General features: G+C 31.2%; 21 protein-coding genes, 2 tRNA genes and 1 pseudogene. 7 read left to right on the forward strand and 17 right to left on the reverse strand.

The window, feature by feature from the left end:
• Nucleotides 1–4: 4 nt before the first annotated feature.
• Complete coding sequence (locus ACAM25_RS05730) at nt 5–1,072, reverse strand: glycosyltransferase family 4 protein (protein WP_369611366.1); 1,068 nt, start codon at nt 1,070–1,072, stop codon at nt 5–7.
• 17 nt (nt 1,073–1,089) lie between these two features.
• On the opposite strand from ACAM25_RS05730, the gene ACAM25_RS05735 reads away from it, so the two are divergent.
• Nucleotides 1,090–1,998: a glycosyltransferase family 2 protein gene (locus tag ACAM25_RS05735; protein WP_369611367.1), complete on the forward strand. Its 909-nt coding sequence runs from the start codon at nt 1,090–1,092 to the stop codon at nt 1,996–1,998.
• Between the two features lie 16 nt (nt 1,999–2,014).
• Nucleotides 2,015–2,112, forward strand: a tRNA-Lys gene (locus ACAM25_RS05740).
• A gap of 4 nt (nt 2,113–2,116) precedes the next feature.
• Here ACAM25_RS05740 and ACAM25_RS05745 read toward each other — a convergent pair.
• From ACAM25_RS05745 to argC, 10 genes are all read right to left on the reverse strand, one after another.
• Nucleotides 2,117–2,392 carry a signal recognition particle subunit SRP19/SEC65 family protein gene (locus tag ACAM25_RS05745; RefSeq protein WP_369611368.1) on the reverse strand — a complete coding sequence of 92 codons (276 nt, stop codon included), beginning with the start codon at nt 2,390–2,392 and terminating at the stop codon, nt 2,117–2,119.
• A complete protein-coding gene (locus tag ACAM25_RS05750; RefSeq protein ID WP_369611369.1) occupies nt 2,389–2,775 on the reverse strand; it encodes a 30S ribosomal protein S8e in 387 nt (128 codons plus the stop codon). The genes ACAM25_RS05745 and ACAM25_RS05750 overlap by 4 nt, the downstream gene beginning before the upstream one ends.
• A 32-nt stretch (nt 2,776–2,807) precedes the next feature.
• Complete coding sequence (gene uppS, locus ACAM25_RS05755; protein WP_369611370.1) at nt 2,808–3,596, reverse strand: polyprenyl diphosphate synthase; 789 nt, start codon at nt 3,594–3,596, stop codon at nt 2,808–2,810.
• Complete coding sequence (locus ACAM25_RS05760; RefSeq protein ID WP_369611371.1) at nt 3,578–4,618, reverse strand: N-acetyl-lysine deacetylase; 1,041 nt, start codon at nt 4,616–4,618, stop codon at nt 3,578–3,580. The genes uppS and ACAM25_RS05760 overlap by 19 nt, the downstream gene beginning before the upstream one ends.
• On the reverse strand, nt 4,566–5,729 hold the full coding sequence (gene lysJ, locus ACAM25_RS05765; RefSeq protein WP_369611372.1) for a [LysW]-aminoadipate semialdehyde/glutamate semialdehyde transaminase: 1,164 nt from the start codon (nt 5,727–5,729) through the stop codon (nt 4,566–4,568). The genes ACAM25_RS05760 and lysJ overlap by 53 nt, the downstream gene beginning before the upstream one ends.
• On the reverse strand, nt 5,726–6,580 hold the full coding sequence (lysX, locus tag ACAM25_RS05770; RefSeq protein WP_369611373.1) for a lysine biosynthesis protein LysX: 855 nt from the start codon (nt 6,578–6,580) through the stop codon (nt 5,726–5,728). The genes lysJ and lysX overlap by 4 nt, the downstream gene beginning before the upstream one ends.
• Entirely contained in the window at nt 6,577–6,747 is a 171-nt protein-coding gene (gene lysW/argW / locus ACAM25_RS05775) for an alpha-aminoadipate/glutamate carrier protein LysW/ArgW (protein WP_369611374.1), read from the reverse strand. The genes lysX and lysW/argW overlap by 4 nt, the downstream gene beginning before the upstream one ends.
• A gap of 67 nt (nt 6,748–6,814) precedes the next feature.
• Nucleotides 6,815–7,237: an HTH-type transcriptional regulator LysM gene (lysM, locus tag ACAM25_RS05780; RefSeq protein WP_369611375.1), complete on the reverse strand. Its 423-nt coding sequence runs from the start codon at nt 7,235–7,237 to the stop codon at nt 6,815–6,817.
• The gene (locus ACAM25_RS05785) at nt 7,230–8,021 is read right to left on the reverse strand and encodes a [LysW]-aminoadipate/[LysW]-glutamate kinase (protein ID WP_369611376.1); all 792 of its coding nucleotides are present in this window, start codon (nt 8,019–8,021) and stop codon (nt 7,230–7,232) included. The genes lysM and ACAM25_RS05785 overlap by 8 nt, the downstream gene beginning before the upstream one ends.
• Nucleotide 8,022: 1 nt before the next feature.
• Complete coding sequence (argC, locus tag ACAM25_RS05790) at nt 8,023–9,072, reverse strand: N-acetyl-gamma-glutamyl-phosphate reductase (RefSeq protein WP_369611377.1); 1,050 nt, start codon at nt 9,070–9,072, stop codon at nt 8,023–8,025.
• A gap of 57 nt (nt 9,073–9,129) precedes the next feature.
• On the opposite strand from argC, the gene ACAM25_RS05795 reads away from it, so the two are divergent.
• Nucleotides 9,130–9,558 (forward strand): hypothetical protein, encoded by a 429-nt coding sequence (locus ACAM25_RS05795; protein WP_369611378.1) that lies wholly within the window; start codon nt 9,130–9,132, stop codon nt 9,556–9,558.
• Here the strand turns inward: ACAM25_RS05795 and cedB are convergent.
• Both cedB and hxlB read right to left on the reverse strand, forming a co-directional pair.
• A complete protein-coding gene (gene cedB, locus ACAM25_RS05800) occupies nt 9,538–11,355 on the reverse strand; it encodes a DNA import protein CedB (RefSeq protein ID WP_369611379.1) in 1,818 nt (605 codons plus the stop codon). The genes ACAM25_RS05795 and cedB overlap by 21 nt on opposite strands.
• Before the next feature lie 38 nt (nt 11,356–11,393).
• Complete coding sequence (hxlB, locus tag ACAM25_RS05805; RefSeq protein ID WP_369611614.1) at nt 11,394–11,981, reverse strand: 6-phospho-3-hexuloisomerase; 588 nt, start codon at nt 11,979–11,981, stop codon at nt 11,394–11,396.
• 144 nt (nt 11,982–12,125) lie between these two features.
• Here hxlB and ACAM25_RS05810 point away from each other — a divergent pair, with 144 nt between their 5' ends.
• Nucleotides 12,126–12,428, forward strand: a complete 303-nt coding sequence (locus tag ACAM25_RS05810; protein WP_369611380.1) for a hypothetical protein — start codon at nt 12,126–12,128, stop codon at nt 12,426–12,428.
• 362 nt (nt 12,429–12,790) lie between these two features.
• The gene (locus ACAM25_RS05815; RefSeq protein WP_369611381.1) at nt 12,791–13,204 is read left to right on the forward strand and encodes a hypothetical protein; all 414 of its coding nucleotides are present in this window, start codon (nt 12,791–12,793) and stop codon (nt 13,202–13,204) included.
• Here the strand turns inward: ACAM25_RS05815 and ACAM25_RS05820 are convergent.
• Nucleotides 13,164–14,018, reverse strand: a complete 855-nt coding sequence (locus ACAM25_RS05820) for an NAD(P)-binding protein (protein WP_369611382.1) — start codon at nt 14,016–14,018, stop codon at nt 13,164–13,166. The two genes, ACAM25_RS05815 and ACAM25_RS05820, sit on opposite strands and share 41 nt — an antisense overlap.
• Nucleotides 14,019–14,021: 3 nt before the next feature.
• Complete coding sequence (locus ACAM25_RS05825; protein ID WP_369611383.1) at nt 14,022–14,300, reverse strand: hypothetical protein; 279 nt, start codon at nt 14,298–14,300, stop codon at nt 14,022–14,024.
• A 57-nt stretch (nt 14,301–14,357) separates the two neighbouring features.
• Between ACAM25_RS05825 and ACAM25_RS05830 the strand changes: the two genes are divergently transcribed.
• Both ACAM25_RS05830 and ACAM25_RS05835 read left to right on the forward strand, forming a co-directional pair.
• Nucleotides 14,358–14,585 carry a hypothetical protein gene (locus ACAM25_RS05830; protein WP_369611384.1) on the forward strand — a complete coding sequence of 76 codons (228 nt, stop codon included), beginning with the start codon at nt 14,358–14,360 and terminating at the stop codon, nt 14,583–14,585.
• An 812-nt stretch (nt 14,586–15,397) separates the two neighbouring features.
• Nucleotides 15,398–15,562: pseudogene (locus ACAM25_RS05835) on the forward strand (putative integrase); the annotation flags it as partial.
• 27 nt (nt 15,563–15,589) lie between these two features.
• On the opposite strand, the gene ACAM25_RS05840 reads toward ACAM25_RS05835, so the two are convergent.
• A tRNA-Val gene (locus ACAM25_RS05840) sits at nt 15,590–15,664 on the reverse strand.
• A gap of 92 nt (nt 15,665–15,756) precedes the next feature.
• Nucleotides 15,757–17,382 carry a thiamine pyrophosphate-binding protein gene (locus ACAM25_RS05845; RefSeq protein ID WP_369611385.1) on the reverse strand — a complete coding sequence of 542 codons (1,626 nt, stop codon included), beginning with the start codon at nt 17,380–17,382 and terminating at the stop codon, nt 15,757–15,759.
• Nucleotides 17,383–17,418 lie beyond the last annotated feature (36 nt).

A 17,418-nucleotide genomic window follows, 5' to 3' on the forward strand; every position in this document is an offset into this window, starting at 1 on the left:
ATGGTTACATTAAATAATTACTTATAACCTCGTGTATTTTTTTCTTAAATACGTTTTTATGAAATGACATAGCCATCTCATGCATTTCTTTACTTAAATTTGAGACATCTTTTACAAGTATATCCTTTGCTATCCTAACTGCATCTTCAATATTTTGATAAGAAAAATCCGGAACTAATTCACTACTTCCACTCTCCTTAGGAACAATAGGAATTACACCAGAAGCCATAGCTTCAACAATAGGAATACCAAAATGTTCACCTATAGTAGGGTGAAAATAAATTTTAGCCTTTGATAAATACTTTAAAACTTCTTCCCTTGGTAAATTAGGCAAGAATTTTACGTCAACCTTTAATTTCTCTTTAAGTTTGCTTAACTCGTTAAAGTATTTTCTATCATTCAAATTACCAATTATAACTCCTTTAATTCCACTCATAGACGAAAAAATTAAAGAGTTTTCAATCATCTTTCCCCTTTCAAATCTAGCGATTGTCACGAACATATTTTCTCTATATCCTAAATGGTAAGCCTTTGAAAAAAATTCAACATCTACTGGCGGGTATATTACTTGTGGTTGAGTAATTTCAAAAGTTTCTGCAATGGCTTTAGCTGAATAAAATGAGTTAGCAATGATTTTAGCTCTTTTTGCTTCATCCTTTATGTTTGATAGAATTGCTTTGAACGGCAAAAGATAAAGTTTCCAAAATAGAGACCGTGTGTACTTACTAGGAACAGAGGAAATTGCTGGCGCACCTGCATAGACTATATGAGGAGCTATTTTTGACAAAGGAATAAGAATTCCAGATGCGTTAAAGAACAATTTTGGCTTTACTTTTTTAGCCGAAAAATAAACAAGAAGTCTCTGATATTTATCGAATCTAGTCAAGTGGAAAGGAATCGAATAAATAGAAGGAATAGAAATATCATAAGGCTTAGAAAAACTCACAGCAACAAAATCAATATTTCTTTCCTTTAACATCTCAAAAACCGTGTAATAGACATTTCCTTCACCACTATAACCTCTACTCATTCCTAAGCCGTGAGCTATTACGGCTACCTTTATTTCCTTCATTATTATTCATTAACTTAATGGAAATTATTATACCAGTTGGTCCTAGTGATAAAATAGAGTGGATAGAAAAATCAGTTAAATCTGCCTTATCACAAGATGTAAACAAAGTAATAATTTATGATAATAGTGAAAGAGAAGATATTAATAAGTTCTTTAACTTAATTTCATCTAGTAAACTTATCCATATTAAAGATAGAAGAATGACGAAAGTTAATATGTCAAGATTAAGGAACAAAATGTTATCCTTAGCTGATGAAAAATATGTAATCTTTCTTGATAGTGATGTAATAATCTTTGAAGGTTATGCTAAAGTAATAGAAAATAAACTTAAAAACAATGTGGCATTTACATGGATGCACTATGCCTATTCAGAAGATGAAGTGAAAAAACCAATAAATGTTGGAGAACACAATCCTAACCTTGGATGCGCTGGTCTCGATGCTGAAATTGTTAAAAACATAGGTGGATTTGATGAGAGATATGAGAGAGATGAGGATGTATGGCTTTATGCAAAACTAAGAAAACTAGGGTATAATGCAGAACCGTCTGAAGGAAGATGTTTACATTTAAACAAAGTTCATGCTAGGTTGGATTTTCATTCTTCATTAAAAGAGGCAAGAAGAAATTTATGGAGAAGTAAATACGATATAATGCTACTTTTTGACGGTTTATCCAACATAACTTTTCTAACTGGTTATTCTTATTATGGTAGCTATTACATATTAGCAATACTGACATCAATCTTTCCATATGTAGGAATACTTTATATTCCACTTGTGGGTTATGGAATTTATTATTATGGTGGATTAAAGAAATATTTACTTAACTTAATCCCAGGCTTAGCTCTAGCTCTTTCCTTTCCTTATGGTTTATTTTATAATATGTTTAATCGTAAAAAACCTAAAACAACTTTAAATACTTCTTAGATTACTCTTTTTCTGTGGGCCCGTAGCTCAGCCAGGTAGAGCGGCGGGCTCTTAACGTAAATAAGAGGTAGAGGAGATACCCGTAGGTCCCGGGTTCAAATCCCGGCGGGCCCGCGTATTATTTATTTATCTCCTCTAAGATTTTTTTAATAATCTTATATTTTCCTTCATTTTTATTTACCATAACTAGTCCAGCTATACCTGATGCCGGATGAATTTTATCAGGGAAAGGGATAGGATCTAAACCAAGCTTTTTACAAATAGAAACTAGTGTATCAAAATCAATTTTCTTTCCTTCAATTCTTCTAATTTTTCTTCCATATCTTCTACTACTTGCTAAAAAATAAGCTAGCCAGATAGCGATTTTTTCATCTTTATAATCTCTTAGGCTCATTCTCTAATCAGTACAGCATTTATTGTACCATCCTGACCTGGCCTTGAAGTGACTTTAGCTTTGCCCAATTCTGTTTGAATTATTGTTCCTTTAACTATAATTCCTCTTCTAGCATATTCTCTGTTTGCAGGGGTTTGAAGAACTGATATGATTTTAGTTTTTTTACTTACTTTTTCTTGAGGATCATATACATTAGCAAAAGCTGCATATTTTATTCTAATCTTTTCATTTCCACCCATTACTCTTTCTTTCTCAATGACTTGCTCATTACTTAACTTCGTTTCTGTAGGTGGTGAACCTAATTCAAATTTCCTTTTATCTCTATGCTTTCCTTTTTTTCCTCCAGTTATTTTCCTAAAATCATTCCCTTGGAAATATCCCATACGAAAGTTATTTAAGAATGAAGCTTATAAATTTAAGCTCCAAAGTTTCTTTTTCTCTTTTGATAGGACCTAATTGCTCTCCATAAGTCTATTTTTCTGAAATCTGGCCAATAAGTATCTACAAAAAATAACTCTGAATATGCAATATGCCATAAGAGAAAGTTACTTATCCTTACTTCTCCAGAAGAGCGTATGACTAGATCAATGTCTTCTAATTCCTTATCATAAAGATATTGTCTGAATAAATTCTCATTAATTTCATTTAATTTTATTTTACCTTTTTGATAATCGACAATTATTTTCTTTGTTGCATCAATAATCTCTTGTCTTCCACCATAGCAAATGGCTAAAGTAAGTTTTCTCTTATTAAAGTTCTCTGTCTTACTGCTTAATTGGTTTATAATATCTATTAGATCTGGTGGAAGTTTATGTAATAATCCTATTGCTCTTACTTTGACTTCATATTTATAAATTATATCCCCATAAAGTAATTCTTCTAATCCTGCCTTGATGTAATTAAATATAGTAGTTAACTCGAGATTAGTTCTTTTATCACAATTTTCCGTAGATAATGCAAAAACTGTTATATTCTTTATTCCCATTTCTAAAAGCCAAAGCAGAACTTGTTTTAACTTTTTGTAACCATTGTAGTATGCGTCATTTATGCTAAGGTTATTTGCTCTAGCCCATCTTCTATTTCCGTCAGGAATGATTCCCACGTGTTGTGGAAAAGGCCCGTCTTTTATTTCATCCCACAAGACTTTTTCATAAACCTTATAAACAGGGTAAAGAATAATTTTAGTTATTTTTTCTTTAAGCATAATTCTTCTATCGCGTTGATATAAGTGTTCAAAGCTATAAATATTTCATCAATAGAAATCTTTTCATTATCAGTATGCTCTAATGAAGAATTCCCAGGACCATAAGTTGCTATTTCTTGAGTAATATTCTTTAATATATTCATATCACTAGTTCCAGCTTTTCTAGCTAATCTAGGTTTATGTCCTTGTTTTATAAGGCCTCTCATCAATGACTTTACTAATTCACTATTAGCACTAACTTTAACTGGCTCAATATCTTCCACTATAGAAATACTACATTCCCTAAACTTCTCTTTTATTATATTCAAAATCTCATTTTTAGAGTTTTTTACAGAGTATCTTATATCTAAATGTAAATATGCTTCAGAAGGAGTTACATTAATATAATCACCAGATTTTATTACGGTGGGAACTATAGAGAAATCATCATAATTTATTGGAGGCCTATAGACTTCTAAAATATTTTTAGCAATGTTTACTATTAAATTATCCTTAGCAGAAGAGGAGTGTTGTGGGACTCCTCTACAAGTAACGTCTAAATGAAGAACTCCCCGATATTCAATGATTATATCATAAGTATTGCTAGGTTCCCCTACAATTATATAGTCATATTTCTTTCCAGAGTTAACCAGTTCTCTTGCACCTTTACTTTTTCCTTCTTCATCTGAAAGAGCAGCAAATTGAACTTTATAACCTTTTTCGTTTAGTAAATAAGTTGCTAAAAGCATAGCTACTAAAGGTCCTTTAGCGTCTACTGCACCTCTTCCATATATTATATCTCCCTCAACCTTAGGTTCTAAGAATCCTGGAACCGTATCAATGTGAGAAGCTAATAATATATTTCCTTCTCCCAGAAGATAAGAATTAGTTTTTGTTATTTCTAATTTTAAATTAAATTCTTTTGAAATTTTATCAAAAAAGTCTTTAGCTCTTTCTTCTTCTCCAGAAGGAGTATAAATTGAAACTATTTCAATGAGTAACTCTTTTATTTTCTGTCTCAATAATTCCTTTTCTAGCTGCATCTGAAGCTTCCTCCATATCTTTTTGAGTAATCATATAAGGTGCTAGAAATCTTATTACTGTTGTCCCAGCTTTTAGTGCTAAGACACTTTCATCTTGCATTACTTTTAATGCAATAGCTGGTGGGAATCTTATATCTATTCCTATCATTAATCCTTTTCCTCTTATTTCTCTCAAAGACTTCAAATCACTTAATTTCTCTTGAAGAATTTTCCTAAATAATTCGCCTTTTATATGCGCTTGTTCTGGCACATTATCTTCTTTAAGTACTTTAGATGCTGCTGTTACTGCAGCCATAGCTAATGGATTTCCACCATATGTACTTCCGTGATCTCCTTCTTCAAGCTTTTCAGCAATCCAATCTGGTAAAAATAATGCACTAACAGGGAATCCTCCTCCAATAGCTTTTCCTGCAGTTAATAAATCTGGGACAATTCCATAATGCTGGTATGCCCAAACTTTTCCAGTCCTACCAAATCCAGTCTGTACTTCATCTGCTATTAATAAAGCTCCGACTTTTTGCGTTTGCTCTCTTAAAGCTTTCATAAATTCTTCATTTGCTGGAATCACTCCAGATTCTCCTTGAATAGGTTCTACTATTACTGCTGCTGTTTGATCGTCTATGTTCTTTAATTCATCAATGTTATTGTATGTTAAAAATTCTACTGGCGACATTAGTGGTTCGAATGGCTCTCTATATCTTTTATTCCACGTGACTGAGAGAGATCCAGCAGTTCTTCCATGAAATGAGTTTTTAAAAGCTATAATCTTTTTTCTACCAGTTACTTTTCTTGCCGTTTTTAATGCCGCTTCAACAGCTTCAGTGCCACTATTGAAAAGAATTAAGTTATCCATTTTGTCAGGTTTTAGGGGGTCTAACTCTTTTAGCATTTCTTCTTTTATTGGCGTAGAAAAAGACGTTGATAACGTCATTATATTTTCCATTTGTCTAGTAAGATATTCTACTACTCTTTTGTTTCTATGCCCTAAAAAGGCTACACCAATACCAGTGTGTAAGTCTAAGTATTTTCTGCCATTAATATCCCAAACATATTGACCTTCTCCTTTTACAATAGTTAGACCTCTATCTCCATAAAGTTGAATGAATTTCATTTTTTAATCCACTCTTCAAGTTTTTTAAGTAAATATTCTGAGACGTTAAAATTATTTACCCTCACTGTGTTCTTATATTCTGGAACTCCATTTACTTCATTTATAATATAACCTCTTTCTGGATCTTCAAAAATATCTATACCCAGGAAAAATCCTCCTACAATATCTTTAACTTTTAAAGCTAAATCCCTCAATTCATCATCTATTTTTAAAGGCTCAGCTCTAGCCCCTAATGCTGTGTTTGTTTTCCAATTCTTTGAATTTACTCTATAAATTCCTACTGGTGCTTCGTCACCTATTGTAAAAATTCTTATATCCCTATCTGGTTTTTTAACAAATTCTTGAACCAAGTATATATATCTATATTGCAATGTAGTATATTCTTGATACTCAAGGAAATTTCTTAATGTGTCTTCATCAATAGCCTTAGCAACCATTCTACCCCAGCTACCTTCAATAGGTTTAATTACTACTGGATATCCAAGCTTATTAGAAAGTTCTATGGCTTTTTCCTTCGAAAAAGCAATAATTGTTTTAGGTACTCTAATTCCATGCTTTGAAAGCAAAGATAAAGTGTATAACTTATTTTCACATTTTATTAAAGTAAATGAATCGTTCACAACTTTATAATTTAAGTTTTCAAATATTGATGAAGTTATTACAGCTCTAGAATGAGATGTATTCCTTTGAATTATAACGTCAAAATCTCCTAAAGATTCATTAGTGTTATTATAAAAATAATAAAAATCTTTTGTATATATAGGAATTACTTTATGACCCAGGCTTCTGGCCTCATATATTAGATTTTTCTCTTCCCATCTAAGAAGATCATATATTACTCCTAAGATCACTCTCCCCAGTCCTCTCCCACTTGCTCAGCTAGTCTTAAGGCTAATCTACCATGGTCATTATATACTTCTAATTGTGCTCCACATTCATGTTCAATTATTTCTCCTGGTAATGCATCATCTGGTACATTTACATCTCCATTACATACTGGGCATTTTAAGACTACCATTTTTGGATCAAATATAGCATAAGAAGTAAGTAGTTGATAAGCTTTTATGAAAATAAATGGTTCGATTTTAGAACCAAACTCTAAGAACTATTGTACTATTAGTACTGATTACTCCTTGAAGACTTCTTATATCATCTATTGTTTTATTAATAGAGGAAATATTTGTTCCTCTAACAACTGTAAGAATATCATAATCTCCAGTTGTCTCGTAAACAAATTCAACTCCTTGTATTTTTATGATTTTCTTCGAGATTTCTGGTGTAGGAATTTGAGGGTTAGTTTTTACCATAACAATAGCTCTTATTTCATTTTCTAGTTCATAATCTATTGTAAACCTTTTTATGACCCCTATCTTTATTAACTTCTCAATTCTTTTCCTAACTGCAGCTTCACTTACTTTAAGTTCCTTAGCTATTGTAGTATAAGGAGTTCTAGCATTTTTCCTTAATATTTCTAAAATTTTTAAGTCACTTTCGTCTACATCAGCCATTGCTAATCACCGTCCCCCTATCTTGTAATGCATTAGATATGGGGTCTTGTACAAGACCCGAGGAAATTATTACTTTTTTCACTCCATTTTCAATAGCATCTGCCCCCATTAATAGTTTTCTATTCATACCAGGCCCTATCTTTTTAGATAGTTCTTTTGCCTCATTAGGTGTTAATCTTTCGACAACTTTTCCATCTATTAATACTCCTTCTACATCAGTTAGAAGTACTAATAGATCTGATTTTGTAGCCGTAGCTATCGCAAAAGCCATTTGATCCCCATCAACGTTAAGTAGAGTTTTTTCAGCTGGATCATAAGCCAATGGAGAAAAAACTAGAAGATCAAAACTCTTTAACAAATCTGATATTAAAGAAGTATTTACTTGTTTTATTTTTCCAGTAAATCCACCATCAATTATTCTTTTTCTTCCTCTTTCATCGATTATTATTATTTTCTTTTTTCTTTCTGCAATAACTAAATTACCATCAGCTCCAGTTAAAGAAATTGCTTTTTTCTTATCAGCTAATTTTGATATTATTTGCCTTGATATTAAACTCATAACCATTATAAAGACATCAAGCTCTTCTTTAGTTGTATATCTACTTCTTATCCCTTCTGGCGATGTTACAAATACTGGTTCTATTCCTAACCTCTTTGAAGTTTCAGTTACTTGATCTCCTCCTCCATGAACGAAAATAACTTGCTCTTTAGTATTTGATAGACTTTCAATTATCTTATCTAAATTATTTTTAATTACTCTTCCACCAGCCTTTACTACAATCATTTTACGCAGGCCTCAAAGGAGGTAATCTCAATCCTTCATCTTCATCAAAACCTCTTGAGATATTAAAAGCTTGAACTGCTTGCCCTGCTGCTCCTTTCATTAAATTATCTATAGCTGAAAACATTGTAACTCTTTGAAGTCTTTTTTCTATTGCAAACCCTACATCTGCAAAGTTACTGCCTATCACAAACTTTGGATCCGGATATGGATGTACATTACTTCTTATTATACGTATGAATTTTCTTCCTTTATAAAATTCTATAGTCTTCTTCCATAAATCCATTTCAGAAACTTCTGTATTTAACCAACCATGAACTGATGCTAATGCGCCTCTTACACTGCTTACAGCATGTGGAACTAAACTAACTTTTACGCTTCTTTTTGCTATTAGGCTGAGTTCTTGCTCTGCTTCTGCAGCATGTCTATGTCCATCTGCCTCATAAGGCCTAATTGCATTCTGTCTTTCTGGATGGTGGCTTCCTTCATGAGGTTTTGCTCCTCCTTCACTACTTCCTACTTTTACGTCACTAACTATCTTATATGTCTCTAATAAACCAGAGGCAACTAATGGAGCAGCAGCTAAGATTGTTGCTGTTGCATTACATCCAGGAGAAGCAATTAGCTTAGCGTTTTTAAGTTCTTCATAATGTAACTCTGGTAATCCATAAACTGCCTTATTTAACAGATCTGGATATGGATGCTCATAGCCATACCAAATCTTGTATAGATTAGGATCTTTCAATCTGAAATCAGCACTTAGATCTATTATTTGTATGCCCATTTCTAGAATTTTTGGAACGTATTCTAGCGAAACTTTATGTGGTAACCCTAAAAAAACTACATCAGCCTTGTCACCTAATCTATCAAAAGAAAACTGTGAAAAGTTCATATTGTAGAATCCTCTTAAATTTGGATGTACTAATGTTATAGGCTTCCCTGCATATTCCCTTGATGTTACATAAGTTACTTCAACTTTTGGATGCACAGCAAGTAATCTAAGTAATTCTCCTCCAGTATAACCCGAACCTCCTATTACAGCAACTCTTATCATCTTTTGACCATTAAGCAATAGGATTATAAGTAATTTAAGCATATATAGTATTATATCATGAGCATAACAACAGACGAATTAAGGAAATTTTTAGAGGAAAAAATTGCTGATTTAAAGAAAGAGCTTGAATTTTATGAGTATCTGTTAAGTTTAATAGAGGCTGAAGGATACAAGGGAATTGTCAAAGGAAATAAAGGAAGTATGGACATTCTAAAAAATAATAGAGGAGAAATTCTTGCGGAGATATATTATATGCCTCCAGTAATGAAAATTAACATTAAAGGGAAGATAACTATAAATAAGATTTATGCTAATGTGCTGACAAAGATACTAGAAAGTGAAAAAAACAGAAATAAAATAGATTATGACATAATGTTGGATAAGGATGAGCTTAGAGAAATAATTATAAAAAATGTAAAGGATGAAATAATTTACAACAAGATAAAAGCAGCTTTACAATCTATATTAGAACGTATCTCGTATTAGCGTATCAAGGCTAATTACTACTGGTCTTGGATCAGTTATAAATCTGATTAAAGCTTCTCCTTTACCTAAAAATGTTAACTCATTAGTAATCTCTTTATCAGAAACATTAACAAATCTTAGAACTTCTTGCCAGAATTTCTTATCACCATTATTCATAAATGCAATAAGTCCTATATTTTGTAAATATACATCACTATAGTCTCCTAAGTCTATGATATTCTGTGTCGCCATTAACAACATTATTCCAAATCCTCTTCCTCTTTTAATAAGATCTATTATAATTGAATACTCGGAAGAATCCTTTATAATGGTCCATGCTTCATCTATGACAATAGCTAACTTAAGTTGATCATCAGCTACATTATATTTATTATATATTTTAGTAAGAACAGAAAGAATAATTAACCTTCGAATTTCTTCAGATTTTATTAAAGATAAGTCTATGACATATATGCTTTCACTTTTTATTAAGTCTATCAATGATACATCATTATTTCCTTCAAACTCTTTAACTTGGGAAATTATTCTATAAAGATAAGTTTTTAGCTGGTAGGAAATATCTAATTTTTCAATTTCTTCCAATATCATATCCCAAGTTGGATTTGCATATTTATAGAAGATTTCTTTAATTATTTTATATAATATTGAAGAAGTATACTTATCTAATCGAAAACTTAAAGATAAAATCTCCTCTAATTGTGATATATAAGACTCTAGGTTTACATCATCTATTTTTAACAATCCTAAACCATAAATTATTGGATTTAATACTTTAAATTTTATACCATATTTTCTTAATCTAAGCTTAATATCACTCTTTGTATCAAAAAATATTACTGGAATATTTGAGAATGAATTAATCTTATAACCTAAACTTATCAAAAATTCAGTTTTTCCAGACCCTGTAGGACCTATTAAAAGAACATGAGGATTTAGCATATTTTTGTAATTCCAGAATACTACTCTATTATTACCTAACTCTTTTCCAATATAAATTCCATCATCAAAGAACTCAAATCTAGGAGACTTAGGTAACGAAAATACTGTTAAGAAGGGAATTTGAGTCGGAAAACCCTCATGTTTAATCTTGATTTTGTCTTGAAATAACTTTACAATCTCATCCTTTGTTGCTAATCTTGCCTTTACTCCAATACTCTCTAATCCTTTTTTCAGCAATTGTGCTGAAGCTAAAGCTTTATCCTCAGATGAAGATTTTACGATGAAATATATTAAATATCTAAAAGGAGACTCACCTTCATTTATTTTAGTAATCATTGATTGTATTATTTGCAATTCATTTTTTGCTTTCTCATTTGACGGATCTGCTTCAATAATAATTCTAAGATTTTGTGCCCTTAAAAATAAGTTTTCTAAGAATTTGTTTCGATCTATTGATTGTTTTCTTAGAATTATCTCAATATCTTCTAATACATCCAAGACTTTATGAAATGAAATTATTTTATTTCGTAGACTTTCATCACTTAAGTCTCTATAATCGAAAGGTATATCGTCAACTACCAGAACGCTTTTTACGTAGTTATCATACTTTATCAAGCCGTCTTTTATAATGACTTCAGATTGATCTTTATCGCTTTTATTTTTTAAATGAAGTAAGCCATTGAAGAATTTTTTTATAGACAAAAATTCCTTTTCTTTTCTATAAACGTAAAGAAATAAAACAAATAGAAACGAATCTAAAATAAAAAATATAATATTTCTGCTTATAATTGACAAAATAGTAAGGATTATTACAAGGATTATAAATGACTTAGAGCTTTCACCAAAACTTTCATTCATGTATTAACATTATTATTAAAATATGAGAGAGAAGAGTGTTATAATTCGATATTAGCATGTACTTGCCTCAGATCTTCTTCAGTCTTCTTTAGCCTTAACATAAGTTCCGCAACTATTCCATCTAAGAATATTTGTGTAGTATCCTCAAATAAAGTTCCTAATGGTGCTAAAGGTTCTGTTATCCCTAATATTTGCCTAGCAAAATAATCTTCATTTTGAGAATATTTAGTTCTCCCTGGAACTTCAACTACAACATCCGCTATTTTAGCTATTGGGCTATCTGCATAACTCGTAATAACTATCAGTGTAGCTTTAGCTTCTTTAGCCGCCTCTGCAGCAGTTAAAATTAGCTTGGTTCTACCAGAACCAGAAATAGCTATTGCTATGTCTTTTTCACCAATAGCCGGAACTATAGTTTCACCTAATACATATGCATTATAACCTAAATGAAGAAGACGCATTGCAAAAGCTCTTCCAACCAAACCACTTCTACCAGCACCCATCACTAATACTTTTCCATTTCTATTATTATAATAAAAATTAGTTAAAACATCTACCATTTTATTTACTTGTTCGGGTTTTATCATTTGCGCGGATCTTATAATAAATTCTGCAATATCAAACATGGTTTTGATACTAAGTGGGGCTTGAAGAAGTGAAGATGAGGACAAATTATTTCTCCAATTAAATTATATCTTGATTGCTTTAAAACATTATTGCTATAAAGTAGCAATTAAAGTTTAATATTTTACATGATAAATAACACTATTATGTCATCAACCACAAGATGGATCCCAAAATGGAACATAATAAACATAGAAATTGAAGGAAAGCAAATAGAGGTTTGCTATGATGAAATCACTAAACTTTATGCTTGTCCATATTGTACTCCAATATGTAAAAAAGGAGGAATACCAGAACAAGGAAGTTATTTCTTTAATGTAGACGATTTGAAAGAACACATAAAAGCACACAAATTAAGTTTATGGATTAAATCAAAGAAAGTAGAGGAAGAAGAGGAAGAAGAAAAGATAAAAGTGGGAGAAGAAGAGGAAGAAGAAGGGGAAGAGTAATAATTAAAATACTTATCGTTGGGAACTTTACTATCGATATAATTAATGAAAAAGAACAAATAGGTGGCCCACCATTATATTCTGGATTTGCAATAAATAAACTAGGTGGCGAGGCTCACGTTTATACTATATTAGGGAAGGATTTCAATTTTGAAATCCCACATTTTCTAAAAATATATAAAATAGTAGATGATAAATATACTGTAAAATTTAGACATATTTTCATAAATAATGAAAGAAAACTTATTCTAGAAAATAAACCTAAAAATAAAATAAAAATATTACCCTTAGACTTAAGTTATTTCTCTGGAGTAATTATTAATCCAGTATGTAATGAAATAGAAATAGAAGAGCTAAATGAGGTGCCAATTGCTCTTGATATACAAGGTTTTATAAGAAACTGTGAGGTAAATAAGGAAATTGAATACGTAAAAGCGAACCTAAGTCCTATTTCAAGTTATTTTGTATTCCATAGTAACATTGAGGAATTTGAAAAAAGCGAATTAACTATAAATTATCTTTTAGGCCTAGGGTTTAAGGAGTTATTAATATCATATAACGAAGACGGATTTGAGTTATACACTAGAAATTATAAGGAATTTTTCAAAACCTCAAAGATAGGTAATTATAAGACTGGGACAGGAGATACGCTGATTGCTTCTTATTTCTATTACAGACTGATTGGATATAATCCAAGAGATTCAGCACTAAAAGCAAAAGAGTTTGTAGAATGGTTCAGCAATTATGGATATCTTGAACTGTTTCACACAAAGTGAGATTCTTCCATTTTCCTAATCTTCCGCATAGTTTAAACCTTTCTGGCAGATTATTTTCCTCATCCCCTATTAGGATTGCATCCCTTACTATCCTTGATCTTAATCCTATTATTTCATCTTTTGTTAGGATTTTCTCTCTCTTAAGATCACTAAATATTTTATCCCATATAGGTAAAGAGCCAGAAAATGGGATTATCACATATAATACGTTATATAATTCACTTAACCAATAAGCATTTATTACATGAGAAAAAGAAACCCCATTATCACCGTTTATATATACATCCCATCCAATATCTCTTTTAGGTATTACAGCAACGATTTCTGCTATCGAAATGCTTTTTAAATTACTTTTTTTACCGAGAGATTCAAGTATGAATTTTTTCGAAATTGTAACAAATATTTTATTAGCTTTTATAATTCCTTTTGATGTTATTATATTTTCTTCATTTATTTTCCTTATATTTGAATGAAATACTCTAACTTTTTTTGATAAGGTATCGATTATATCAATTAGATTGTCAACATAATACATTTTTTCTTTAAAAAACAACCATGGTGGTAATTCTTGTATATTAAGCTTTTTTAATAAGTAGTTCTCTTTCTTAGAAAATATCCTTAATCTTACTTCCTTTACATTAAAAGGAGCACAAGAGGAGTGCAAAAGTGGAGGATGAAAAGGAACTTTAAAATCTAAAATCTCGTCATAACTAAACACTCCACCTAACTTTGGCTGGTTTTCAATAACAAGAACGTCTTTAAGATTTTGAGCTAATAATAAACCAGTAATGCCTCCGCCTAAAACTACATTCACATTTCAGATTATTGCTTTATTAGATAAAACATTATTTGATGAATGAGTATAACTACCATTTGTAAAATCATCATCCTTTTTATCATCAATATTATTCAATAACTTCATTAATTCATTTTCAGATTCTAACACTATAGTCTTGTTATCGAGTTCCACTTCTATGAAAGAATTACTTAATAGGTCTAATTCCAATGTGAATTCAATTCTTCTCTCTTTTAAGACTTCTAACATTTTAGGTGAAATATAAATACCGCTGTTAGCGCCAATAATAATTTTAAGCATCCTATATTGAATGTGTTGACAGTATTGCTTAAAAGAAATCACATACAATATTATCAAGTGAAATCCTTTTTAGGTTCAACAATAGCACAAGGAGGAGGAATATTTGCTTATACAACAAGCTATGAAGAAGCAAGAAAAATTTACGAAAAAACTTGCAAAATATTTACTGAATTTTCAGTAAAGATATTAGATTTAAAGGACACAAAACAGAGACTCGATGCAATTAACCTTGATCCAGATATTGCAGATTTTAAAGAGGGCTATGTTATAGCTATAGGAGTTTAAGCAATGGATTAATTATTTTTAACCTTACTCATGATTTATGCTTTGATTAGTCAACGATTTTGCAAACTCAACTGGAGTTAATACTTCAATCAACTTCATCAGCGTTCCATCACTAATTTCTCTCTTACCAGATTTAATTCGCCATTGAAAACAGTTTCCATAATTAGATACTCTTAGTGTAAATTATTTTTAGACTCCGTATACTAGATGTGGATGATAAATACCCAAATAGTGTTGAGAGAAGGAAATTCAAGATGTATAGGTTTCCCAAGAAAGGGATAGAGAAGAATAATTGAAGAACCACAACTTCGATGAAATCCAAGGGCGAAAATGGATACAAAATCTATGAGATTCAATGGGATCCAAATATCATGCCAAGTTACACGATAAATAAGTTCACGTTAACCATAGTTTTTATCTACGTAATCAAAAATTTTCCACTTTCTTGTTCGATTTGTTTAAATTTGAATTCGTTGATTTACATTAGAGAAATCTTTAGTTATTCTGGAAGTTTTGAGCTATTTAGGCAATATAGGAATAGATTAAAAACTTACCGAAATCGCTAACGTTGCTTGTTTAAGAGCAAAAGGCACTTTTCATCTCCACCCAATAGATGCTTAAGAAAGGTATACTTGAGGTTGATATAGGTATAAAAAGTCCTGGAATGATGTTTCTTAGACGTTATTTTTTACATTTTTTTCCAATTAGGAACCTTTGCCTTTTTCTTTCAATTTATCGTTAATTGTGATAACTTTTAACGCGTTAACGATGCTTAAAAATCGCGTTTTATTAACCATTAATTTAGGACTAAAATGACGCAAAAACAAAAGACTTATACATTTGGTGATATAATCATACGTGAAGTTAAAAGTCGGTATTATGTCTATAAATTGGAAACGTTAAATGGTGAGAGAAAGGAATCTTACGTTGGCCCTTTAGATAAGGTCGTAGAAACTTACAAAAAATTGAAAGAAAGTGGGGGCGTGGGGGCTGTGCCCTCACTATGGGCCCGCGGGGACTTGAACCCCGGATCTCCACCGTGTGAGGGTGGCGTCCTAACCAGGCTAGACGACGGGCCCTTGATGCATATACACTTAATTCTTTTAACCTTATATAAGTTTCTATTTGTCTTACTTCCTTTGATTTTTCATTTAATTAGTAGTATAAAAAATCAAAATATGACTGATTTGTAGTCTGGTTCTATTTTAACGTTAAGAACGTTTAATCTATTTTCAACTAAATTATTTAATTCTTCTTTCAATTCACTAAAGCTCTGTATTGTTCTCGCTTTTAGACTTCTCTCTAACATTTCATCACTAACCTCAATTGGGGATGGGGTTTTAGTAATTGTTGGGATATCTGAAGATACAGCATCTATCATGGTGTTGCCATTATCGTTGAGTATAAGAAGAACACCTTTACTTTTAGTTAACCTATTTTCTAATAATGAAAGGTTTTGCATTACTCCTTGAATATCAGTTATTCCTAAAGTTTTTACATTATTAGATCTAACTATGCCGCTTACACCAATATTCCTTTCTAAAAGGGATTCGCTAGTTATCCAACTAAATGGTTTTTCTATTGGCAATCTAACGAAGTCTATTGTGGGAGCCGTTAAATCAATAAATATTTTATTAAAATCAAATTGTTGAATAACTCTTACTACATCGTAGGGCCATAAACCTCCATGAGAATCTAATATGTAAATTTTCCTATATGCTTTTATTTTTTCAGCAGAGCCTCTCTTAATTGGTTCCTTAATTTTAGTCTTTAATTGTGCCAGAAGTTCTTTTAAGAATAAGCCAGTATCAGCGACAACTGGTATTTGAGGAATAAACACTTTACCAATGTCTTCTCCATCAACATTATTATGAACAACATAGCCCTTAAATTTCATTGACCAACCAGCTGTTGATAATTGCGTGAACCTAGTTCCTAAGGCTAAAACAACATCAGCTTCATCAAGAACTTTACTACCTTCTTCAGTTGCAAATAAGCCTAGTCCTTCTCCAGCATAGAGAGGATGAGAGGCTGGTAATACTCCTTTGCTTCTAAAAGTTGCTATCACTGGAGCATCTAATAATTCAGCTAATTCTTTTAATTCGTTAAATGAATTTGAAGCTAAAACACCATAACCCGCAATTATTACTGGAGTTTTAGCATTAGATAAAACTTCAGCCACCTTAGCTACAGTAGTTTTATCCGGTGTTTTCTTTTCTGGCTTTTGTTCTGCTGGAGATAAAGGATATGCTTTGAGTTTAAATAGGTCTTCAGCTATTTCTATATAAACTGGTCTATTTCTATTACTTAAGGCCTCTTTGTACCCTTTTTCAATAGTTATTATGATTTCTTCAATACTTACCACTCTTTCACGCATTTTTGTTATAGGAGATAAAATTGCCATCATATCATCTTGTGTTTTCAACTCAGCTATTCTGCTCCTTCCTACATCCCTATATGATCTTAAAGTTGAAATAAGTAATAATGGAACTGAATCCATGAAAGCTTGTGCTATTACGTCAATTGCCTCTGTTAAATATACTCCAGGTGATTGTATTACAACTCCGAGTGTATTATATTCTCTAGCATATGAATCAGCTAACATTACAGCTTCTCTTGGAGTTGACGTGTAATTTACATTAACCTCATATTGCTTCAATCTTTCTGCAAGAAATGAAGGAAGAGAGTAAGAGGAGAACACTTCTTTAATTTCTAATTCTTTCAATGTATAAGCAATAGCTTCATCTCCTTTTGTCTCCCTTCCTATTGTTTCCTCCTTTCTTTTAGGTTGGCTCACAAGATTATACAACAAAAGTAAAGTATAAATTTTTTA

The organism is Sulfurisphaera javensis (genome assembly GCF_041154675.1).
GTDB classification, from domain to species: Archaea; Thermoproteota; Thermoprotei_A; order Sulfolobales; family Sulfolobaceae; genus Sulfurisphaera; species Sulfurisphaera javensis.